This window comes from Glycomyces sp. NPDC047010, assembly GCF_040644205.1.
Taxonomy (GTDB): domain Bacteria; phylum Actinomycetota; class Actinomycetes; order Mycobacteriales; family Micromonosporaceae; genus Glycomyces.
In genome coordinates this window covers 310,197-327,497 of record NZ_JBEYVY010000002.1, presented here as the reverse complement: position 1 = coordinate 327,497, position 17,301 = coordinate 310,197, and the positions used below count along the sequence as shown (strand labels likewise).

The window sequence follows — 17,301 nt, the reverse complement described above, 5'->3', positions numbered from 1 at the left end:
CGCTAGAGCCCGTGGCGGCCGAGGAAGTCGAGCACGAGCCGGTGCCACTCCTCCGGCCGCTCGGCCATGAGCACATGGCCCGACTCGACTTCGGCGTACTCGGCCCCCGGGATGCCCTCGGCGAGGGACCGGTGGTTGGCGGCGTCCACCAGGAGGTCGCCGGTCGCGGCGACGGCGAGGGTCGGGACCGCGACCCGGGCGAGGTCGGCGGTGGTGTCGACGCGCCGGATCAGGTCGAGCTGGGCGAGGGCCCCGCCGGGCTCGCGTCCGGCGATCCCGGCGACCGTCGCCGCGACCGCCTCCGGCGGGAGGCCGTTGGTGAACGCGGGGCTGAAGGCCGCGTGGAGTGCGAAGCGCGCGAACGACTCCCGGTCGTCCTGCCCCAGGAACGCGGCCCAGATGTCGAGGGCCAGGCGGGTCCGGTTGTCGGCCTTGGCGATCCCGGCGGCGAGCACGAGGCCGGCGACGCGGTCGGGGTGGCGGACGGCGGCGCGGACGGCGACGGCGGTGCCGAGGGAGAAGCCGATGAGCGTGAACCGCTCGGTGGCGGCGTCCGCGACGAGCGCGTCGGCGAGGGCGTCGAGTTCGAGGTGCGTGTCGTCGGCCGGGTAGTCGGAGCCGGTGACCGTGTGGCCCGCGGCGAGGAGCGGGATGAGCGACCCGAAGTTCGACTCGATGCTCCCGGTGCCGCCGTGGGCGAGGACGACGCCGGGACCGGTGCCGGTGACGGTGGTGGACAGGGCGATCGGGTTCGTGGAAATGTTCGTCATGTCCCGGACGTTATGGCTTCACACCAGTGTGAAGGTCCACTGAACGTGATGGAGGCCACGATGCTGATCGGCGACCTGTCGCGGCGCACCGGGGTGAGCGCCCGGCTGCTGCGCTACTACGAGGAGCAGGGGCTCCTCGTCCCGCAGCGCGACGCGAACGGCTACCGGTCCTACGCCGACGACGCCCCCGCCGCGGTCGGGCAGATCCGCGCGTTCCTTGACGCGGGCCTGACGACCCGCGCGATCCGCGAGCTCATGCCCTGCCTGTGCGAGAAGGGGATGCGCCACTGCGACCACTCCCGCGAGATCCTCGACGACGGCCTCACCCGCCTCGAAGAGCAGATCGCGGCCCTCACCGAGAAGCGCGACCTCCTCGCCGGACAGGTCGAGGACGTGGCGAGCCGCCCCTTCCGCCCCGGCCCTTAACCGCGGCGGGCCCAGGTCCGGGCGGCCGCCTGCTTGGCGTCGTTGATGGTCTCGACCTCGACGACCTCGATGCGGTGGCGCTCGGACACCGAGTTCTTCGGGACGATCGCGGTCTTGAAGCCCAGGCGCGCGGCCTCGGAGACGCGGCGGTCGGCGTTCACCGTGCGGCGCACCTGGCCCGTGAGGCTCACCTCGCCGATCGCGACCAGGTCGGCGCTCACGGCGATCTCCTGCTCGGCGCTCACCAGCGCCAGCGCGAGCGCCAGGTCCGAGGCGGGCTCGCGGACGCGGATGCCGCCGATCGTGGTCGCGTAGACCTCCCGGTCGAGCAGCCGCATGCCGCCGCGGCGGGTGAGCACCGCGAGGATCATGTTCAGGCGCGCCTGGTCGAGGCCGGAGACGGTGTGGCGCGGGATCGCGCCGTCCTTCACCGACTTCCCCACGAGCGCCTGCACTTCCACCGGTACGGCGCGGCGTCCTTCCATGGTCACGGTGACGCAGGTGCCGGGCGTGGGCTCGGCGGGCGCGTCGTCGAGGAACAGGCCGGAGGGGTCGGCGAGGGAGACGATGCCGTCCTCGGTCATCTCGAAGCAGCCGACCTCGTCGGAGGGGCCGAACCGGTTCTTGACGCCGCGCAGCAGCCGCAGCATCGAGTGCCGGTCGCCCTCGAAGTGGACGACGGTGTCGACCAGGTGCTCCAGTGCGCGCGGCCCGGCGATGCCGCCGTCCTTGGTGACGTGGCCGACGAGGATCACGGCCATGTTGCGCGCCTTGGCCTCCTGGGTGATGGCGGTGGCGACGGCCTTGACCTGGGTGACGCCGCCGGGGACGCCGTCGGTGTCGGGGGCGATGACGGTCTGCACGGAGTCGAGGACGAGGAGGCCGGGCTTGACGTCCTCGATGTGCCCGAGGACGGCGCCGAGGTCGGTCTCGGCGGCCAGGTACAGCTCCTCGGAGAGGCACCCGGTGCGGTCGGCGCGGCGGCGGACCTGGGACGCGGACTCCTCGCCGGTGGCGACGAGCGCGCGCCCGTACCCGGCTTCACCGAAGCGGTGGGCGACTTCGAGGAGGAGCGTGGACTTGCCGACGCCGGGTTCGCCGGAGATGAGGGTGACGCCGCCGGGGACGATGCCGCCGCCCATGACGCGGTCGAACTCGCCGATCCCGGTGGGCAGGCTCGCGGCCTGCTCGGCGGAGACGGTGCCGATCTTCAGCGCGGGCATCGCGGGGCGGCGCGCGGCCGACCCGGCCGCGGAGGGCCCGGCGGCCTGCCTGGGCGGCGCGGCGGTCTCCTCCATGGAGCCCCACTCGCCGCATTCGGGGCACTGCCCCACCCATTTGGGGACCCGTGCCCCGCATGCCCCGCAGGAGTAGGCGATTCGCTGGCTCTTCGGCATGGCGCCCAGCTTACGGCCCGCCCCCGACAACCCGGTGTTCGAAGCGCCACGCGACCGGTCCTGTCGGACCCGCCTGGCACGATTGCTGACCGGGGGCCCACCCCTGGGGGCCGTGCGGCTCTCGCCGTGCCCGGCGGCCGACACGTCCGCATATCGGTGCGACAAGTGGCCGAAAGGGGTTTGCCGCGCTGTCTACACTTGCGGCATGAACGCAGCGGCGCACCGCGACGGCTCACCGGCACTCGCGCTCGAACCGGCCCCGGCGCCGGCCCGGTCGCAGGGCGGCGCGGTCTTCTTCGACCTCGACAAGACGATCATCGCCAAGGCGAGCAGCCTCGCCTTCTCCCGCCCCCTCTACCAGGGCGGGCTCCTCGCGCGCCGCGACGTCCTCAAGGTCGCCTACTCGCACCTCCTCTTCCGCCTCGGCGGCTCCGCCGACGAGGCGCAGATGGCGCGCACCCGCGACTCCGTCGCCGAGCTCTCCCGCGGCTGGCCCGCCAACGAGGTCAAGGCGATCGTGGAGGAGACGCTCGACGAGCTCATCGCGCCCGCCGTGTACGCCGAGGCCGCCGCGCTCATCGAGGCGCACCGCTCCGCCGGGCGCGCGGTGGTCCTGGTCAGCGCGTCCGGGGAGGAGATGGTCGCGCCGATCGGGCGGATGCTCGGGGCCACCGACGTGATCGCCTCGCGCATGGTCGTGGGCGCCGACGGCCGGTACACCGGCGAGATCGACTTCTACGCGGCGGGCCCGGCGAAGGCCGAAGCCATGCGGCTGTTCGCGGCCGAGCGCGGGATCGACCTGGACGCGTCGTTCGCGTACTCCGACTCCATCACCGACGAGCCGATGCTCCGCGCCGTGGGCTTCCCGCGCGCCGTCAACCCCGACCGCGGGCTGCGGCGCCTCGCGCAGGAGGAGGGGTGGCCGCAGCTGACGTTCCGGCGCCCCGTGGCCCTGCGCCCGCAGCTGTCCGGGCCGAGTCCGCTGAAGGTCGCGGTCGCGGGCGTCGGTGTTGCCGCAGTTGCGTACGTGGTCTGGCGAGTGTGGAGGGACCGGCGCCTCCGGACCGCTTGAGCAGCGCTTTCCGCAGATGAGTAGCCTCAGCGAGATGGAACGCAAACAACCGGCCCGTCTGGCCGACGTCGCCCGAGCCGCCGGTGTCTCGGTGGCCACCGCCTCCCGCGTGCTCAACGGCTCCCCGCACCGGGTGAGCGACCAGCTCAGCGAGCGGGTCCGCGAGGCGGCGCGACGGTTGCGGTACGCCCCCAACGTCGGGGCGCAGGTGCTCGCGCGCGCGACCTCGCAGACCGTGGCCCTGCTGCTCCACGACGTCACCGACCCGTACTTCGGGCAGATCGCGGGCGGCGTCCTCGCCGAGGCGGCCCGCCGGAACGTGCGCGTCCTCATCGCCGACACCGGCATCGACCCCGACTCCGAGGTGCAGCACCTCGACTCGCTGCGCGGCTACCGGCCGCGCGCGGTGATCGTCGCGGGCTCGCGGACCACCGACAAGGCCGCGGAGCAGCGCCTCTCCGAACACCTGTCGGACCTGCTGGAACTGGGCGCGACGGTGGTCTCGGTGGGCCAGCCGGGCCTGCCGGGGCGGGTCGTGCGGCCCGCGAACCGCGAGGGCGCGGCCGGTCTGGCGAGGCACCTGTCGGAGCTGGGCCACCGCAGGTTCGCGGTGGTCGCCGGGCCCGAGCAGCTCCAGGTGGTGCGCGAGCGGCGCGAGGGGTTCCTGTCGGCGCTGCCCGAGGACGCCGAGGTCGTGCACGTCCCGGCCGAGTTCACCCGGGACGGCGGCTACCAGGCGGGGCGGCGGCTGCTCGACGGCGAGCGACTCCCCACCGCGGTGTTCGTGACCTCCGACGTGCAGGCGACGGGCCTGTGCACGGCGCTGCGCGAGGGCGGCGTGGCGATCCCCGAGCAGGTGTCGGTGGCCGGGTTCGACGACATCCCGATCGTGCGCGACCTCACGCCGTCGCTGACGACCGTGGCGCTGCCGCTCCACGACATGGGCGTGCGGGCCCTTGAGGCCGCGCTCGTGGAGGAAGAGGACTACCCCGAGGAGCTGTCGGTGGACGCCGAGCTCATCGAGCGCGACTCGACGGCCCCTCCGCGGGCCTGAATAGCTGCGAGCGGGGCGGGGCCGATCGGCCCCGCCCTTCGTGTTGTCCCTATATGTGGGTTTTCTCAAGTCGATGTAACCGAGTGGAAACGCAGGCGGGCCGCATTTCTTGCCGGTGCGCGCTAACATCAAGAATCAGAGCTGTTCTATATGTTGGGATGTCGATGGATCGACGGGGGTGAATCCGCTCTCACCGTGAAATCGGCAACCGCTTAAACATAGGAGGATTTAGATATAACTCCTGGTAGTGCAGCTTCAACTCAATAGCCGTCCCTGCGGCCTGCGAAATGATCAAGTGTCGGCGGTGGCCCCGCCGGCAGTGCAGGCGTAATCTCGGCGGTGGATCCGGACCGGGCCTGGTGCAGCCCGATTCGCGGTCCAGCGGAACCGAAAGCCTTTGCGAGCCGGAAGCGTCGTCGTTACCGCCCGGCCACACCGCGGAGGCATATTCAGGGTTGGAACTGGATTAATGGCAGTGCGGCCGAATCCGGTCCCGACTGGAACCAATCCGGAAGGAACACGATCATGGTGCGAGTCACCGTCGAGGCCGAGACGCCAGTCTCGCCGGTCAGCGGCGAAACGCTCTCCAAGTCCGACGCGGAGCGCATCGCGGGTGTCCTCAAAGCACTCGCCGATCCGAACCGCCTCCAGCTCATCAGCCTCATCCAAGCGGCTCCCGAGCAGGAGGCGTGCGTCGCCGAGCTGACCGAACCGCTCGGGCTCTCGCAGCCCACCGTCTCCCACCACCTGCGCATCCTCGCCGAGGCGGGGGTCGTCCAGCGCGACAAGCGCGGGGTGTGGGCCTACTTCCGCCTCGTCCCCGAGACGATGCGGATCGTCGCCGACCTGCTGACGCCGCCGAAGCGGCGCCCGCGCCGCCGGTGACCCCCAGCGGACGCTTAGGGCCGGCCGGTCCGGGGTGAACCGCCCGGAACCGGCCCGGCCCGGGGCGTCCGTGACGTGCCGTAACGCTCGGTCCCCTTGGGATAACTGAAAAACGCGACCTCGACGGCGTTTGCCCCAGGTCATACACTCGTCACATGACCGGTGTGCACCGCAAGCGAGGGCGCCTCTCGAAAGAGGGACGCCGCCTCCTCGGAGGCGCGGCGCTGCTCGCCGTCTTCGCGCCGGTGACCGTCTACACGCTGAACGCCGCCATCGCCCACGTCCAGTCCTGCGGGACGGAGGTGGAGCTCCAGGTCGCGGCCGCGCCCGAGATCGCCGCGGTCCTCGACGAGTTCATCGCCGCCGGCGGCGGCGCCCCCTCCCGCGGCTCCGACGTGTGCGCCGACATCACCGTGACCTCCGTCGCCGGGAACGCCGTGGCGGACACCGGCGCCGACGTGTGGATCCCCGAGACCGGCCTCTGGCGCAACCTCCCCGACGCAGGACTGGCGGAGCAGTGGGAGGTCCTCCAGGAGTCCACCGCCTCCAGCGCCGTCGGCCTCGCCCTCCCCGAGGGCGTCCCCACCGACCAGGTCCTCCCCGACGAGACCGAAGTGGCCCTTCAGGACCCGCGGCAGCACGCCGCGAGCCTCATGTGGATCATCATCTTCGGCGTCGACGAGTACACCGCCGAAGGCGGCGACGGCGCGACCGTCATGTCCGCCCCCGAGGTGGCCGCCCACAACGCGGGCGGCGCCGACCAGCTCCAGGCGCCCACCGGCGCCACGCAGATCGCCCAGTTCGAGTACCCCATGTACGTCGCCGCCGGGACCGGCGAGGACGAGCGCGAGGCCGCCCAGAACCTCCTGCGGTCCTACAGCAGCCAGCAGTACGCGGACCTGCTCGCGCAGCACGGGCTCACGCCCGGCATCCCGCAGCCCTCGCCGACGTCCACGGACATCATCACCGCGGCCCTCACGGCCTGGGACCAGCGCTAGACGGCCTTCGCCGCCGCCTGGTTCAGCACGTCGTTGAACACCTGCCAGCACTCGTCGGAGCGGAAGTCCGCCACGTCCACGCTCGACCACGCGTGGAACACCCCGTCCTCGGCCTCGGTGAACACGCTCAGCGCGCCCCGCCACCGGCCCGACACCTGCGTCCGCTCGGACACCCCGATGTCGCCGTTCTGGAACTCCTGCAACGGCTGGTACGGCAGCGCCTCGCGCATCGCGTCGCGCGCCGCCGTCGGGCAGTTCCCCGCGCACGCCTCCCAGCCCACGGTGATCTTCGAGTCCCCGGCGTCCGCCGTGCACACCGCGGTCTGACCGACCTCGCTGCACGAGAAGCCGTCAGGGACGCGGAACGCGAACGGCCAGCCCGCGTACGCCACCGTCCGGGTCTCCTGGCCCTCCTCGAACAGCGTGCCGCCCACGCGCTCCTGCGGCGCTTCGGGGTCCCACTGCGGCACCTCGTTCTCCGGCGCCCCGTCCTCGGCCGCTTCCGAAGGCGCCTCGGTCGCGCCGCCCGCCGCCGTGGTGTCCGAGGGCTCGGCGGACGAGTCCGCCGGGTCGTCCCCGCCCGACAGGAGCACCCACACGCCGATGACGAGCGCGAGGATCACCACCACCGACCCGATCCCCACCAGGATCGGCACGAGCTGCGAGCGCTTCTTCGGCGGCGCGATGATGACCACGGGCGGCGACATCGGCGGCGGCGAGCCCGCGAAGTTCGCGGCCCCGCGGGGGCTCCCCGACGCGGGCCCGGCGGGCGAGGCCGGGGCGGCCGAGCGCTGCGCCGCCGCCAGCTGGTGCGCGGCCCGCTGCGCGGCGGCCGCGGGCCCCACCGGGAGCGGCCCCGTGGCGGGCCCCAGCGCGAGCAGGCGGTCCATGATCCGGTCGGCGCCGCGCAGCCGCGGGTCCTTCAGGACCACCACGTACGGCTGCTCGGCTTCGAGGTCGGCCACGAGGATCGGGGCGTCCTCGGGCCCGGCGGTCGCGTACGCCCAGGCCACGGTGTCGGAGAGGAGACCGCGGCGGGCCGGGTCCTTGGAGGAGGTGGAGCCGAGGGTGAGGATCTGGACGGGGCGGCCGCCCTCGTCGCTGCCCTCGCACAGCTCGTAGGCCCCTTCGACGCGCGCGGTCGCGACGTCGCTGTACGGCCCGACCGTGCGACTCATCGAAGCCCCCTCAACCTGCGATAGCCGAGCGCTGTCCGGGGCGGAGAGCCGTAAGAAGCGCGGAATTACCACTAAGTATGGCCCGGCCCCGCACGCCGTGCGACACCTGGCCGAACGCCGCTCACGGAACGCCCCGCCGGGGTCGGCCGCGCGGCCCCCGGGCCTCGGTCCGATGACCGAGGCGGGCTCGAACGCGAGCCGGTTACGCTGGCGGCGTGACCAACATGCTCAGCGAAACACTGGCACTGGCCGCCTCCACGGGAGACGTCACCCACGCCGACGAGTACGACGGCGTCATCGGGTGGGTGCTCGACCTGATCACCAGGTTCGGTGAGGTGGGCGTGGGGCTCGCGCTCGCCATCGAGTCCGTCTTCCCCCCGATCCCCTCCGAGCTGATCCTCCCGGTGGCGGGCTTCCTCGCCTACCAGGGGCACATGAACTTCTGGCTCGCCATGTTCTTCGCCGCGCTCGGCTCCATGGCCGGCGCCTACATCCTCTACTACGTCGGCTACTTCTTCGGGCGCGAGCGCACGCGCTGGCTGTTCGAGAAGCTGCCGCTCCTGGAGCTCAAGGACTTCGAGCGCTCAGAGAAGGTCTTCGCCAGATGGGGCGGGGTCGCGGTGCTGGCCGGGCGCTGCCTCCCCCTGGTGCGCAGCGCGATCTCGGTCCCGGCGGGCATCGAGAAGATGCCGTTCTGGAAGTTCACGGGGTACACGCTCATCGGCTCGGTGGTGTGGAACGGGATCTGGATCGGGCTGGGTTTCGCGTTCGGCCCCGCGATCGAGCCGATCCTCGCCGAGTACTCGGGCCTGCTGAGCAAGATCGTGGTCGGCATCATCGGGGTCCTGTTCCTGTGGTTCGTGGTCTCGCGCAGCATCAAGCTGATCCGCAGGAAGCGGGGCGGCGGCGGCGAGGACCAGAACAACGGCGGCGGGCACTCCGACACGATGATCCTGCGCCGGGTGCAGTAGCGAGGATCACCTCTTTTCCTTTGCGGCCCTTCACCTTCGGGTGGAGGGCCGTTCCGCGTCCCTAGCGGCGCGCCGAGTCGGGCATATGCGGCATCCTCATATTCCGGGGGCGCAACATCGCATCTTTTTTGAATTTCTTCGCGTCTGGGCGTAACCGCGCCCCCGTCTCTCCAGTTATGCAGGGTGGCCGCACGCGATGCGGCCGGGCCGGAGTGTCACCGGCCCTTGGACAGCGAGCGCGGTCCCCGATCCGCCGGAGATCCAGCCGGTGCGGTCGCGGCTGGGGGTCGCATGAGCGGGCGCCGCAACCGGCGCCGCCGCCATCAGCCGCTGGTGAACCGACAATTCAGCGATCTTGCACCGCTCCGCGGTCCGTCCGTGCTGCTTCCCCAGCCGCCGGGCCAGGGCGGTACGAAGAAAGGCAAACAAGCAGATGAAGATGCGCACTGTGCGTACGGCGGGCCTCGTCGGGGGCCTCGCCACGGGGGCTCTGCTGCTCGCGGGAACGGCCGCTCAGGCCGCCGACAACGGCGTCGAGGAGTCCGCTGGCGACCTCGTCGCGGCGACTCCGGAAGCCCTCGGGGGGCTCCCGGTCTCTCCCGACCAGGTCACCGGCATGGCCTCGGGCGTGACCCAGCAGGTTCCGGGTCTGTCCGCGGTCAGCGCGGTCCCCGGCCTCAACATGCTGGTGCCCTCGGGCCCCGACGCCGAGGCGAAGACCGACCAGCCCGCCGAGAACCCGGCCAAGGGCGACCAGGACCAGAAGAAGGACGAGGAGCCCCAGGGCGGTCCGCTCGACGCACTGCCGGTCGACGACCTGCTCGGCGGCCTCGGCGGCGGCCTCCCGGTCCCGCTGCCCTTCTAGGGCACCGCAACACGACGGCCAGGCGCCCGCCGCGCCCGGCCCGACCCGGACGACGGGCCCGTCCGGCCCGCGGAAGTCCGCGAAGCAAGTGAACGCGCTGAGGCGGTGCACCGCCGAGGCCGCGCGAGCCTGCCCGCGGACCGCCGCACCGGACGGCCCGCCGACCGCACAACTCTCCCGGTTTCGATAGCACCCCGTTCACAGGTGGGACCCAGCCCGCCTTTGAACACGCACAAGCCATCGGAGCCACGGAGCTTCACGGGGGACGTGATGAGACAGCAACAACCATTTCCCTGAAAGGTGAGACTTCGTGACTAACTCATGGGCTCGCAAGACCGCGCAGACCGGACTCGTCGCCGTCGGGGCGGTCCTCGTCGCCGGGGCCGGCACCGCGCACGCCACCGGGCCTGACACGACCACGCAAGGCAACGTCGGGGCCGTCTCCGGCAACCAGGTCGTGGCCCCGATCCAGGTGCCCGTCAACATCTGCGGCGTCGCCGCGGCCGTCCTCGGCACCGCCGACGCCGGCTGCGAGGGCGGCGCGGACGCCGAGTTCGGCGGCGCGGGCAACCTGACCACCCAGAACAACACCGGTCTGGCGAACGGCAACCAGGCGTTCGCCCCCGTCCAGGTCCCGGTCGACGTCAGCGGCATCGCCGCCGCGGTCGGCGGGCACTCGGGCGCCGGGTCCGACGGGGGCTCCAGCGCCGTCGTCGCCGAGTCGGGGCACGCGACCGAGTCGGGCAACACCACCACCCAGCGCAACTGGGGCGCCCTCTCGGGCAACCAGCTGCTCGCGCCGATCCAGGCCCCGATCAACGCCTGCGGCAACGCGGTCGCCATCGGCGGCGTGTCGAACGCGGGCTGCGAGGGCGGCGCCGACGCCGACTACTCCGGCGCGGGCCACCTGACCACCCAGGACAACGTGGGCCTCGGCAACGGGAACCAGGTGTTCGCGCCGATCCAGGCGCCGGTCAACGTGTGTGGCAACGCGATCGCGATCCTCGGTGTGGCCACCGCCTCGTGCGACGGCGGCTCCGAGGCCGAGATCCCCGGCGGGCACGACGGCCACGACAGCCACAAGGGCCTGGACCAGGGCGACATGGAGGCCGCGGACGTGGACCTCAACGAAGAGGCCCTCCCCGTCCCCGGTCTCGACATGGTCGGCGGCGTCGTCAGCGGCGCCCCGGTCGTGGGCGGCCTCACCGGCGGCCTGGTCGGCAACACCACCTCCGAAGGTGTTGCGGACACGGCCTCCGACGCGGTCTCCGGCGTGACCGAGCTGGCCGGCGCGGGCGTCCTCTAGGACCCCGCACCGCAGGGGACGCACCGGCCAGGAGCGGCCCCGACACTGAACACACGACTCGCGCCGCGGTCCACCAGGGCCGCGGCGCGAAGCTCTGCCCGCGAACGGGTCTAGTCCCGGTCCTCGGGCTTCTCCAGGAGGCGGGCGGCGAGCGCCTCGTTCATCGACGTGAAGCCGCGTTCGGTGTCGCCGAGGGTGCCCGCCATGAGCGGCACCAGGATGCCGGTGAACCGCTCGCCGTGGGTGAAGACCGTGGTCCCGTCCTGCTGCGGTTCGAGCACGAGGTAGTGCTCGCCGTCGAACAGGCCGCCGGGGCCGAGCCTCCCGAGCCAGCGGATCTGGCGGGCGGGGGAGACGCGCAGCACGCGCGGCCGGAACACCATGGGCTTCCCGTTGCCCTGCATGAAGGTCGCTTCGAGGCGCTCGTCCTCGGCGAGGAGGCCGGAGATCGCGGTGATGAACGGGTTCCACTCGCCGTAGGCGGGGAAGTCGGTGAGGACCGCCCACACCTCGTTCGCGCGCGCGTCGAGGTGCGCGGTCGTCTCGATCCGGTGCTCCTTGCCCCCGGCCCAGATGGCGTATGCGGTTGCTGCGGCGACGATGACGGCCGCGACGACCAGGATGATCACAGTCCCAGACTCCAGAATTGAATGTTGCCTTGGTCGTCGCCGGTGACGGCGTACTGCACGCCGTCCACGGTGACGTCCACGAGTTTCAGGGGCGTGCCGGCGTCGGCGGACTGGAAGTCGACGGTGTCGCCGGTGCCGATCGCGATCGCTCGGGCGTCGCCGCCCTCGGTCAGGCACAGCAGCGACTGCTCGAAGTCGCCGTCCGGGCCGTCCAGCGCCAGGTCCACCATCTCGTTGTGGTACTCGTCGTCGATGCTGCCGTAGGCGAGCGGGGAGAGCGCGGGCGTCTGGCCTTCGAGGTCCCAGAAGTGGAGGAGGCCGTCGTCGCCGTAGAGCATCGCGTACGGGGTGAAGAAGTCGTAGACGACGCCGAACGCCTTGGTGACGACGCCGTCCATGGAGGCGTCGGTCATGTTCAGGCCCATGGGCTCACCGGTGCCGCCGTCGATCACGTCGACGGTCTGGTCGCCGGTGACGGCGACGATGTTCATCGAGATCTCGTCGAGGGTGGTGTAGAACCGCGGGTAGCCGTACCCGTCGGGGAGGTCGAAGCGCGAGCGCGTGATCTGATCCTGGAGGTCGAACAGCTCGTACTCGTCGTCGTTGAGCATGCCGAGCGTGGGGTGGTACTCGACGGTTCCGACGCGGTTGTACAGGTTGTCGGCGCCTTCGGCGACCATCGCCGGAAGGGCCGTCTCGGTGAACTCGCCGGTCTCGGGCGTCCACACGTAGGGGACGGTCCCGGTGCCGACGGCGACCACGATCTCGTCGCCGTTCGCGGTGAACACGGGCCACAGCGCCTGGACGCCGGTGCCGATGTCGTAGTCGTCGAGCATCTCGCCGGACGTCAGGTCCCACTGGCGGATCACGCCGTCGTCGCCCGCGGAGAACAGCGAGGTGCCGCCGTCGTTCTCGGCGGCGGCCAGTGACTGGACCCGGTCGGCGTGGGCGCCGGTGATCTGCGCGAGGAGGGTGCCCGCCTCCTGGGGCTCCCAGTAGGGGTCGAAGGAGGCGGCGTCTCCTCCGGCGTCGAAGCCGCCGTCGTCCAGGCCGTCGTCGCGGTTGAAGTACCAGGCGAGCCCGGCGACGATGAGCAGGTCCACGGCGATGAACCCGGCGAGGAGGCGGCGGCCGATCTTCTTGCGGCGCATCCGGTCCGCGTCGGTCTCGGGCGGCTCGGGCTCGCTGCCGGACACCGACATCGGCGGCGTGACGGGCTGGGCGGTGCGCGGCGGGAGCGCCTGCACCGACGGGGACTGCGCTTGAGGGGACTGCGCCGGGGGCGACTGCGGGACCGGGCGCGTCTGCGGCGGGCTGTCCTGGCGGTAGGAGTGCGGGGTGTGCGGCGCGAACGAGACGGCCGTCTGGGGCGTCAGCGGGGCCGGGGCGGCCTGCGCCGGGGGCGTGTAGGGGCGCTGGAGCGACAGGGTCGAGGTGTCGGGGCCCGACCACAGGACCGAGCCCTCGGCGACCACGACCTCCGGCTGGTCGAGGACCGTGGGGGCCACGCCGAGCTCGCGGTGGAGCATGGTCGCGACCAGGGGCATGCGGCTCGCGCCGCCGACGAGGAACACGCCCGCCGCGTCGGCGAGGTTCAGGCCCGCGGCCCGGACCACGGCCTGCGTCACGCGGATCGTCTGCTCCAGGTGCGGGCGGGCCAGCTGCTCCAGCTCGGTGCGCGTCAGGTGCGCCTCGACGTCGAGCAGGGGGATCGCGATGTCCGACTGCTGGTGGCGCGAGAGGCGCTCCTTCGCGCCGCGCACCTCCTCCTGGAACTCGCGGAAGTGGCGGCGCTCCTCGATCGTGGTGGGGTTCACGAGGCGCTTCCAGCCGTCGCGGTCGCCGTAGACCGAGCCGAGGTGCTCGATGAGCGCGGCGTCGATGTCGAGGCCGCCCAGATCGCCGCGGCCGTCCAGGGCGACCGTCTCGAACCCGGTCTCGGTGCGGCGCACCACGCTCGCGTCGAACGTGCCCGCGCCGAGGTCGTAGACGACGACCGAGGAGCCCACAGCGGCCCGGTGCTTCAGGGCCTCCGCGTAGTAGGTCGCCGCGGCCACCGGCTCGGGCACCATGCGGACCCGGCCGAGCCCCGAGCGGGCGGCCGCGTCCTCCAGGACCTGGCGGCGGGCCGGGCCCCACTCGGCGGGGAACGTCAGGGTCACCTGGGCGGGGCGGCCGACGACCCGGCGGCACTCGTCGGCCACCGCGTCGAGGACGGCCGCGATGAGGTCGGCGACCGGGAACTCCCGCTCGCCGAGGAGCGTCGAGGGCAGGTCGATGAGCCGCTTCGGGTTCGGCTCGAAGCGCTCGGGGTGCCTGCGGCCCGCGTGGACGGCGTCCTTCCCGACGAGCAGCCCGCCGTCGCCGTCGGCGCACACCGCCGAGGGCATCAGCGGCGCGCCGTCGAACAGCAGCGGGCGCACACTCCCGTCGGCGCGGCGCACCACCGCGATGGTGTGCGAGGTGCCGAAGTCGACGCCGAGCGAGGTTCCTTGGGGGCCGGGGCTCATGACAGGAATCGTAACGAATCGAACGGACCCGGAACGGTCCGCGCTCGCAAACCGCTTGGATTTGTTCGGTCGTCCGTCGTAATGTCGTGGGGAACAGACGCCGACCGATCGGACCCGCATGAGCGCTCCCGCCCACCTCGACCCGACCAGGCCCGTCGCCGAGCGCGTCGAAGCCCTCCTCGCCCTCCTGAGCGACGAGCAGAAGCTCGCCTGCCTCAACGGCATCCCCGAGACCGTCCTCGCCGACGGCACCGTCCTCCCCGCGCTGAAGAACCAGTTCAACGAGGTCCTCCACGGCTCCGGCCACCACGCCGACGCCACCCTCTTCCCCCAGGCCATCGGCCTCGGCGCCACCTGGGACACCGACCTCATGGAGCGCATCGGCGAGGTCGTCTCCCACGAGACCCGCGCCCGCGACACCGACGTCTACGCCGGGTTCGGCCCCGTCGCCGACATCCGCTCCAACCCCCTCGCCGGCCGCTTCGAGGAGGGCTTCGGCGAGGACCCCCTCCACGCCGCCGCCATGGTCACCGCCTACGCGTGGGGCCTGCGCGGCCGCCACCCCGAGTACGTGCGGATGCTCCCGCAGATGAAGCACTACCTGGGCTACGACCACGAGTGGCACCGCCACCGCGGCTCCGCGTCCATGAGCGTTCGGGCGCTGCGCGAGTACCAGGAGGTGCCCTACCGCAAGCCTGTCGCCGCGGGCGCGGTCCACGGCGCCATGACCTCCTACAACCTCGTCAACGGCGTCCCGTCCGTGATCGCCCCGATCATGGCCGAGCTGCGCGCCGAACGCGAGGACGGCCGCTTCTTCTTCCTCCCCGACGGCTGGGACGGCGTCAACCTCCACACCACCAAGGGCGCCGTCTGGGACACCTGGGAGGCCCCCGAGGGCGGCGACGTCCCCTACCCGCGGGCGCTCGCCGCGGAAGAGGGCCGCGACATCGAGATGGGCGAGGACGGCACCGGCGACATCGGCGTCTACGCCTCCGCCCTGTTCCTCCTCGCCGGGCAGACGAACTTCCACGACGGCTCCGAACTCCCCTTCGTCGCCAACGCCGCCGAAGCGGTCCGCCGCGGCCTCTTCGGCCTCACCATGGACCACGTCGACCGGGTCGTGCGCGACTGGCTCGACTTCCTCGTCCGGACAGGGAAACTCGACGGCGACGCCTGCGAGTACAACCGCATCCCGGCCGACCCGCACCCGCAGGACCGGCCCGAGGCGATCGCGCTGGCCCTCCAGGCCGCCCGCGAGCAGCTCGTGCTCCTCAAGAACACGGATGCGGCGCTGCCGCTCGACCCGGCCGCGCGCGTCGCCGTCATCGGCCCGCTCGCCGACCTCAACCTGCGCGACTACTACAGCCCGCTCGTCCCCGCCGACCGCCGCACCACCCCCCTGGACGCGATCCGGGAGCGGTTCGCGGACACCGTGTTCCACCGCGGCAACGACACGATCGCGTGGAACGCGGGCGGCAAGTACGTCAACGTCGCCGACGACGGCGCGCTTCTCGCCCGCGCCGAGACCGTCGGCGACACGGAGGCGTTCGAGGTCTACGACTGGGCGCACGAGCAGCACATGTTCCGCCACAACGCCACGGGCAGGTTCGTCATGGCGAACCTCCTGGAGCAGGCCGACGGCCCCGCGTCCTTCGCCAACCAGGCGGGCGCCAGCGGGAACGGCGGGCCGCGCCTGGTCGCGAACGACACCGAGATGGAGGACGCGAACGCCTGGTTCACGCACCAGAACCTCCACTACGTGCGCGGGGAGGACGGCGTCGAGCTGTTCGGCGTCAACCACGTGCCGTCCGAGCCCGACGGGCCGTTCCACGTGCGCCTCGCCGGAGACGGATCGCTCCCGCTCGCCAAGGGCCCCAGCGAGTCCGTGCTCACCGAGACGCTCGTCGAGGACGGCCCCGCCGCGGCCGCGCGGGTCGCCGCCGACGCGGACTGGGCCGTCGTGTTCGTCGGCAACCACCCGCTCGTGAACGCCCGCGAGTGCTTCGACCGGCCCGGCCTCGACCTCGCGCCCCGCCAGGCGGACCTGGTCCGCGAGGTCGCCGCCGCCAAGCCCGGCCGCACCGTCGTGGTCGTCGTCTCCGCGTACCCGCTGGCCGTCGGCGCCATCGCGGACGACCCGAACGTCGCCGCGATCCTGTACAGCTCCCACGCCGGGCAGGCCGCCGGGACCGCGCTCGCGGAGGCCCTCGCCGGGGACTACGCGCCCGCGGGCCGCCTGACCTCGACCTGGCTCGCCGACACCGCCTCGCTGCCCAAGCCCGGCCCGCGCGCCGAGGCGTACCGGGTCTCGGACGTCGACATGCTCGAATACGACGTCATCAGCGCCGGGCTCACCTACCGGTACTCCTCCGCGGACTCCGTGTACCCCTTCGGGCACGGCCTCACCTACACGTCGTTCGCCTACGGCGCCTTGGAGGTCCCGGCCGAGGTCGAGGCCGACGCGCCGTTCACTGTGGCGTTCGACCTGACCAACACCGGCGAGCGCACCAGCGACGAGGTCGCGATCGTCTACGCCGCGTCCACCCAGTCCGCCTACGGCCTGCGCGTCCCCGGCATCCAGCTCGCGGGCTTCCAGCGCGTCAAGGACGTCGCCCCCGGCGAGACCCGCCGCGTCGCGGTCGAGGTCGACCCGCAGGACCTGTTCGTGTGGGACGTGGTGAGCGGCAGGCGGATCGTCGAGTCCGGCGAGTACCAGGTGTTCGTGGGCAACGACTCCGACCTGCCCGAGGCCGCGGTCCGCATCCGCGGCGAGGTCATCGCGCCGCTCGACCTCTCGCGGGGCGCGAACGTGTGGGAGAAGGCCACCATCGCGCAGGGCGTCACGTACTGGGAGGTCTCCAAGCTCAACACGCTCAAGCGCGAGGGCGGGTACCACTCCACGGCCTCGCGCCGGCCCGGCGACCACGTCGGGTTCACCCGGGTGGACCTGAACGGCGCGAAGCGGATCGAGCTGCGCACCGCCACCACGGCCGCCGACTGGGCCGACCTCGCCGACCCCGTGATCGAGGTCCGCGCCGGGGAGGCGGACGGGCCGCTCCTCGCCGAGGTCCACGTCCCGAAGACCACCGGGCTCCAGGACTTCGCCGACACGGCCGCCGACCTCGAAGGCGCCGAAGGCATCCAGGACGTGTACCTGGTGTTCCGCGCCGGAGGCGTCTACGTCGACACGATCCGCCTGGCCCGCTAAGGGAACGGCGAAGGGGCGGGACCGGACCGGTC

14 protein-coding genes are annotated in these 17,301 nt (G+C 72.4%); 9 read left to right on the top strand and 5 right to left on the bottom strand.

Going from position 1 to position 17,301, the window contains the following annotated elements; genetic code table 11:
• Window positions 1-2: 2 nt before the first annotated feature.
• A complete protein-coding gene (locus tag AB0A65_RS05060) occupies window positions 3-770 on the bottom strand; it encodes an alpha/beta fold hydrolase (protein ID WP_359946447.1) in 768 nt (255 codons plus the stop codon).
• Window positions 771-830: 60 nt separating this feature from the next.
• On the opposite strand from AB0A65_RS05060, the gene AB0A65_RS05055 reads away from it, so the two are divergent.
• On the top strand, window positions 831-1,196 hold the full coding sequence (locus tag AB0A65_RS05055; protein ID WP_359947186.1) for a MerR family transcriptional regulator: 366 nt from the start codon (window positions 831-833) through the stop codon (window positions 1,194-1,196).
• Here the strand turns inward: AB0A65_RS05055 and radA are convergent.
• Window positions 1,193-2,593 carry a DNA repair protein RadA gene (gene radA, locus AB0A65_RS05050; RefSeq protein ID WP_359946444.1) on the bottom strand — a complete coding sequence of 467 codons (1,401 nt, stop codon included), beginning with the start codon at window positions 2,591-2,593 and terminating at the stop codon, window positions 1,193-1,195. The genes AB0A65_RS05055 and radA overlap by 4 nt on opposite strands.
• 205 nt (window positions 2,594-2,798) lie before the next feature.
• Between radA and AB0A65_RS05045 the strand changes: the two genes are divergently transcribed.
• From AB0A65_RS05045 to AB0A65_RS05030, 4 genes are all read left to right on the top strand, one after another.
• The gene (locus AB0A65_RS05045) at window positions 2,799-3,665 is read left to right on the top strand and encodes an HAD-IB family hydrolase (protein WP_359946441.1); all 867 of its coding nucleotides are present in this window, start codon (window positions 2,799-2,801) and stop codon (window positions 3,663-3,665) included.
• A gap of 34 nt (window positions 3,666-3,699) precedes the next feature.
• Window positions 3,700-4,719, top strand: coding sequence for a LacI family DNA-binding transcriptional regulator (locus AB0A65_RS05040; protein ID WP_359946438.1), 1,020 nt, complete (start codon window positions 3,700-3,702; stop codon window positions 4,717-4,719).
• A gap of 525 nt (window positions 4,720-5,244) precedes the next feature.
• Window positions 5,245-5,604 carry a metalloregulator ArsR/SmtB family transcription factor gene (locus AB0A65_RS05035; protein WP_091033022.1) on the top strand — a complete coding sequence of 120 codons (360 nt, stop codon included), beginning with the start codon at window positions 5,245-5,247 and terminating at the stop codon, window positions 5,602-5,604.
• Between the two features lie 155 nt (window positions 5,605-5,759).
• Window positions 5,760-6,602, top strand: a complete 843-nt coding sequence (locus AB0A65_RS05030) for a hypothetical protein (protein ID WP_359946436.1) — start codon at window positions 5,760-5,762, stop codon at window positions 6,600-6,602.
• On the opposite strand, the gene AB0A65_RS05025 is transcribed toward AB0A65_RS05030, so the two are convergent.
• Window positions 6,599-7,780, bottom strand: a complete 1,182-nt coding sequence (locus tag AB0A65_RS05025) for a hypothetical protein (protein WP_359946433.1) — start codon at window positions 7,778-7,780, stop codon at window positions 6,599-6,601. The genes AB0A65_RS05030 and AB0A65_RS05025 overlap by 4 nt on opposite strands.
• A gap of 224 nt (window positions 7,781-8,004) precedes the next feature.
• Between AB0A65_RS05025 and AB0A65_RS05020 the strand changes: the two genes are divergently transcribed.
• From AB0A65_RS05020 to AB0A65_RS05010, 3 genes are all read left to right on the top strand, one after another.
• On the top strand, window positions 8,005-8,751 hold the full coding sequence (locus AB0A65_RS05020; protein ID WP_359947183.1) for a DedA family protein: 747 nt from the start codon (window positions 8,005-8,007) through the stop codon (window positions 8,749-8,751).
• A gap of 439 nt (window positions 8,752-9,190) precedes the next feature.
• Window positions 9,191-9,616, top strand: a complete 426-nt coding sequence (locus tag AB0A65_RS05015) for a hypothetical protein (protein ID WP_359946430.1) — start codon at window positions 9,191-9,193, stop codon at window positions 9,614-9,616.
• Window positions 9,617-9,926: 310 nt separating this feature from the next.
• Window positions 9,927-10,922, top strand: a complete 996-nt coding sequence (locus AB0A65_RS05010) for a chaplin family protein (RefSeq protein WP_359946427.1) — start codon at window positions 9,927-9,929, stop codon at window positions 10,920-10,922.
• Window positions 10,923-11,032: 110 nt separating this feature from the next.
• Here the strand turns inward: AB0A65_RS05010 and AB0A65_RS05005 are convergent, their stop codons facing one another.
• Together AB0A65_RS05005 and AB0A65_RS05000 are read right to left on the bottom strand one after the other, a co-directional pair.
• Window positions 11,033-11,551, bottom strand: a complete 519-nt coding sequence (locus AB0A65_RS05005) for an SRPBCC domain-containing protein (RefSeq protein WP_359946424.1) — start codon at window positions 11,549-11,551, stop codon at window positions 11,033-11,035.
• Complete coding sequence (locus AB0A65_RS05000) at window positions 11,548-14,061, bottom strand: Hsp70 family protein (RefSeq protein WP_359946421.1); 2,514 nt, start codon at window positions 14,059-14,061, stop codon at window positions 11,548-11,550. Before AB0A65_RS05000 ends, AB0A65_RS05005 begins: the two co-directional genes overlap by 4 nt.
• Before the next feature lie 118 nt (window positions 14,062-14,179).
• On the opposite strand from AB0A65_RS05000, the gene AB0A65_RS04995 reads away from it, so the two are divergent.
• Entirely contained in the window at window positions 14,180-17,269 is a 3,090-nt protein-coding gene (locus AB0A65_RS04995; RefSeq protein ID WP_359946419.1) for a glycoside hydrolase family 3 C-terminal domain-containing protein, read from the top strand.
• Window positions 17,270-17,301 lie beyond the last annotated feature (32 nt).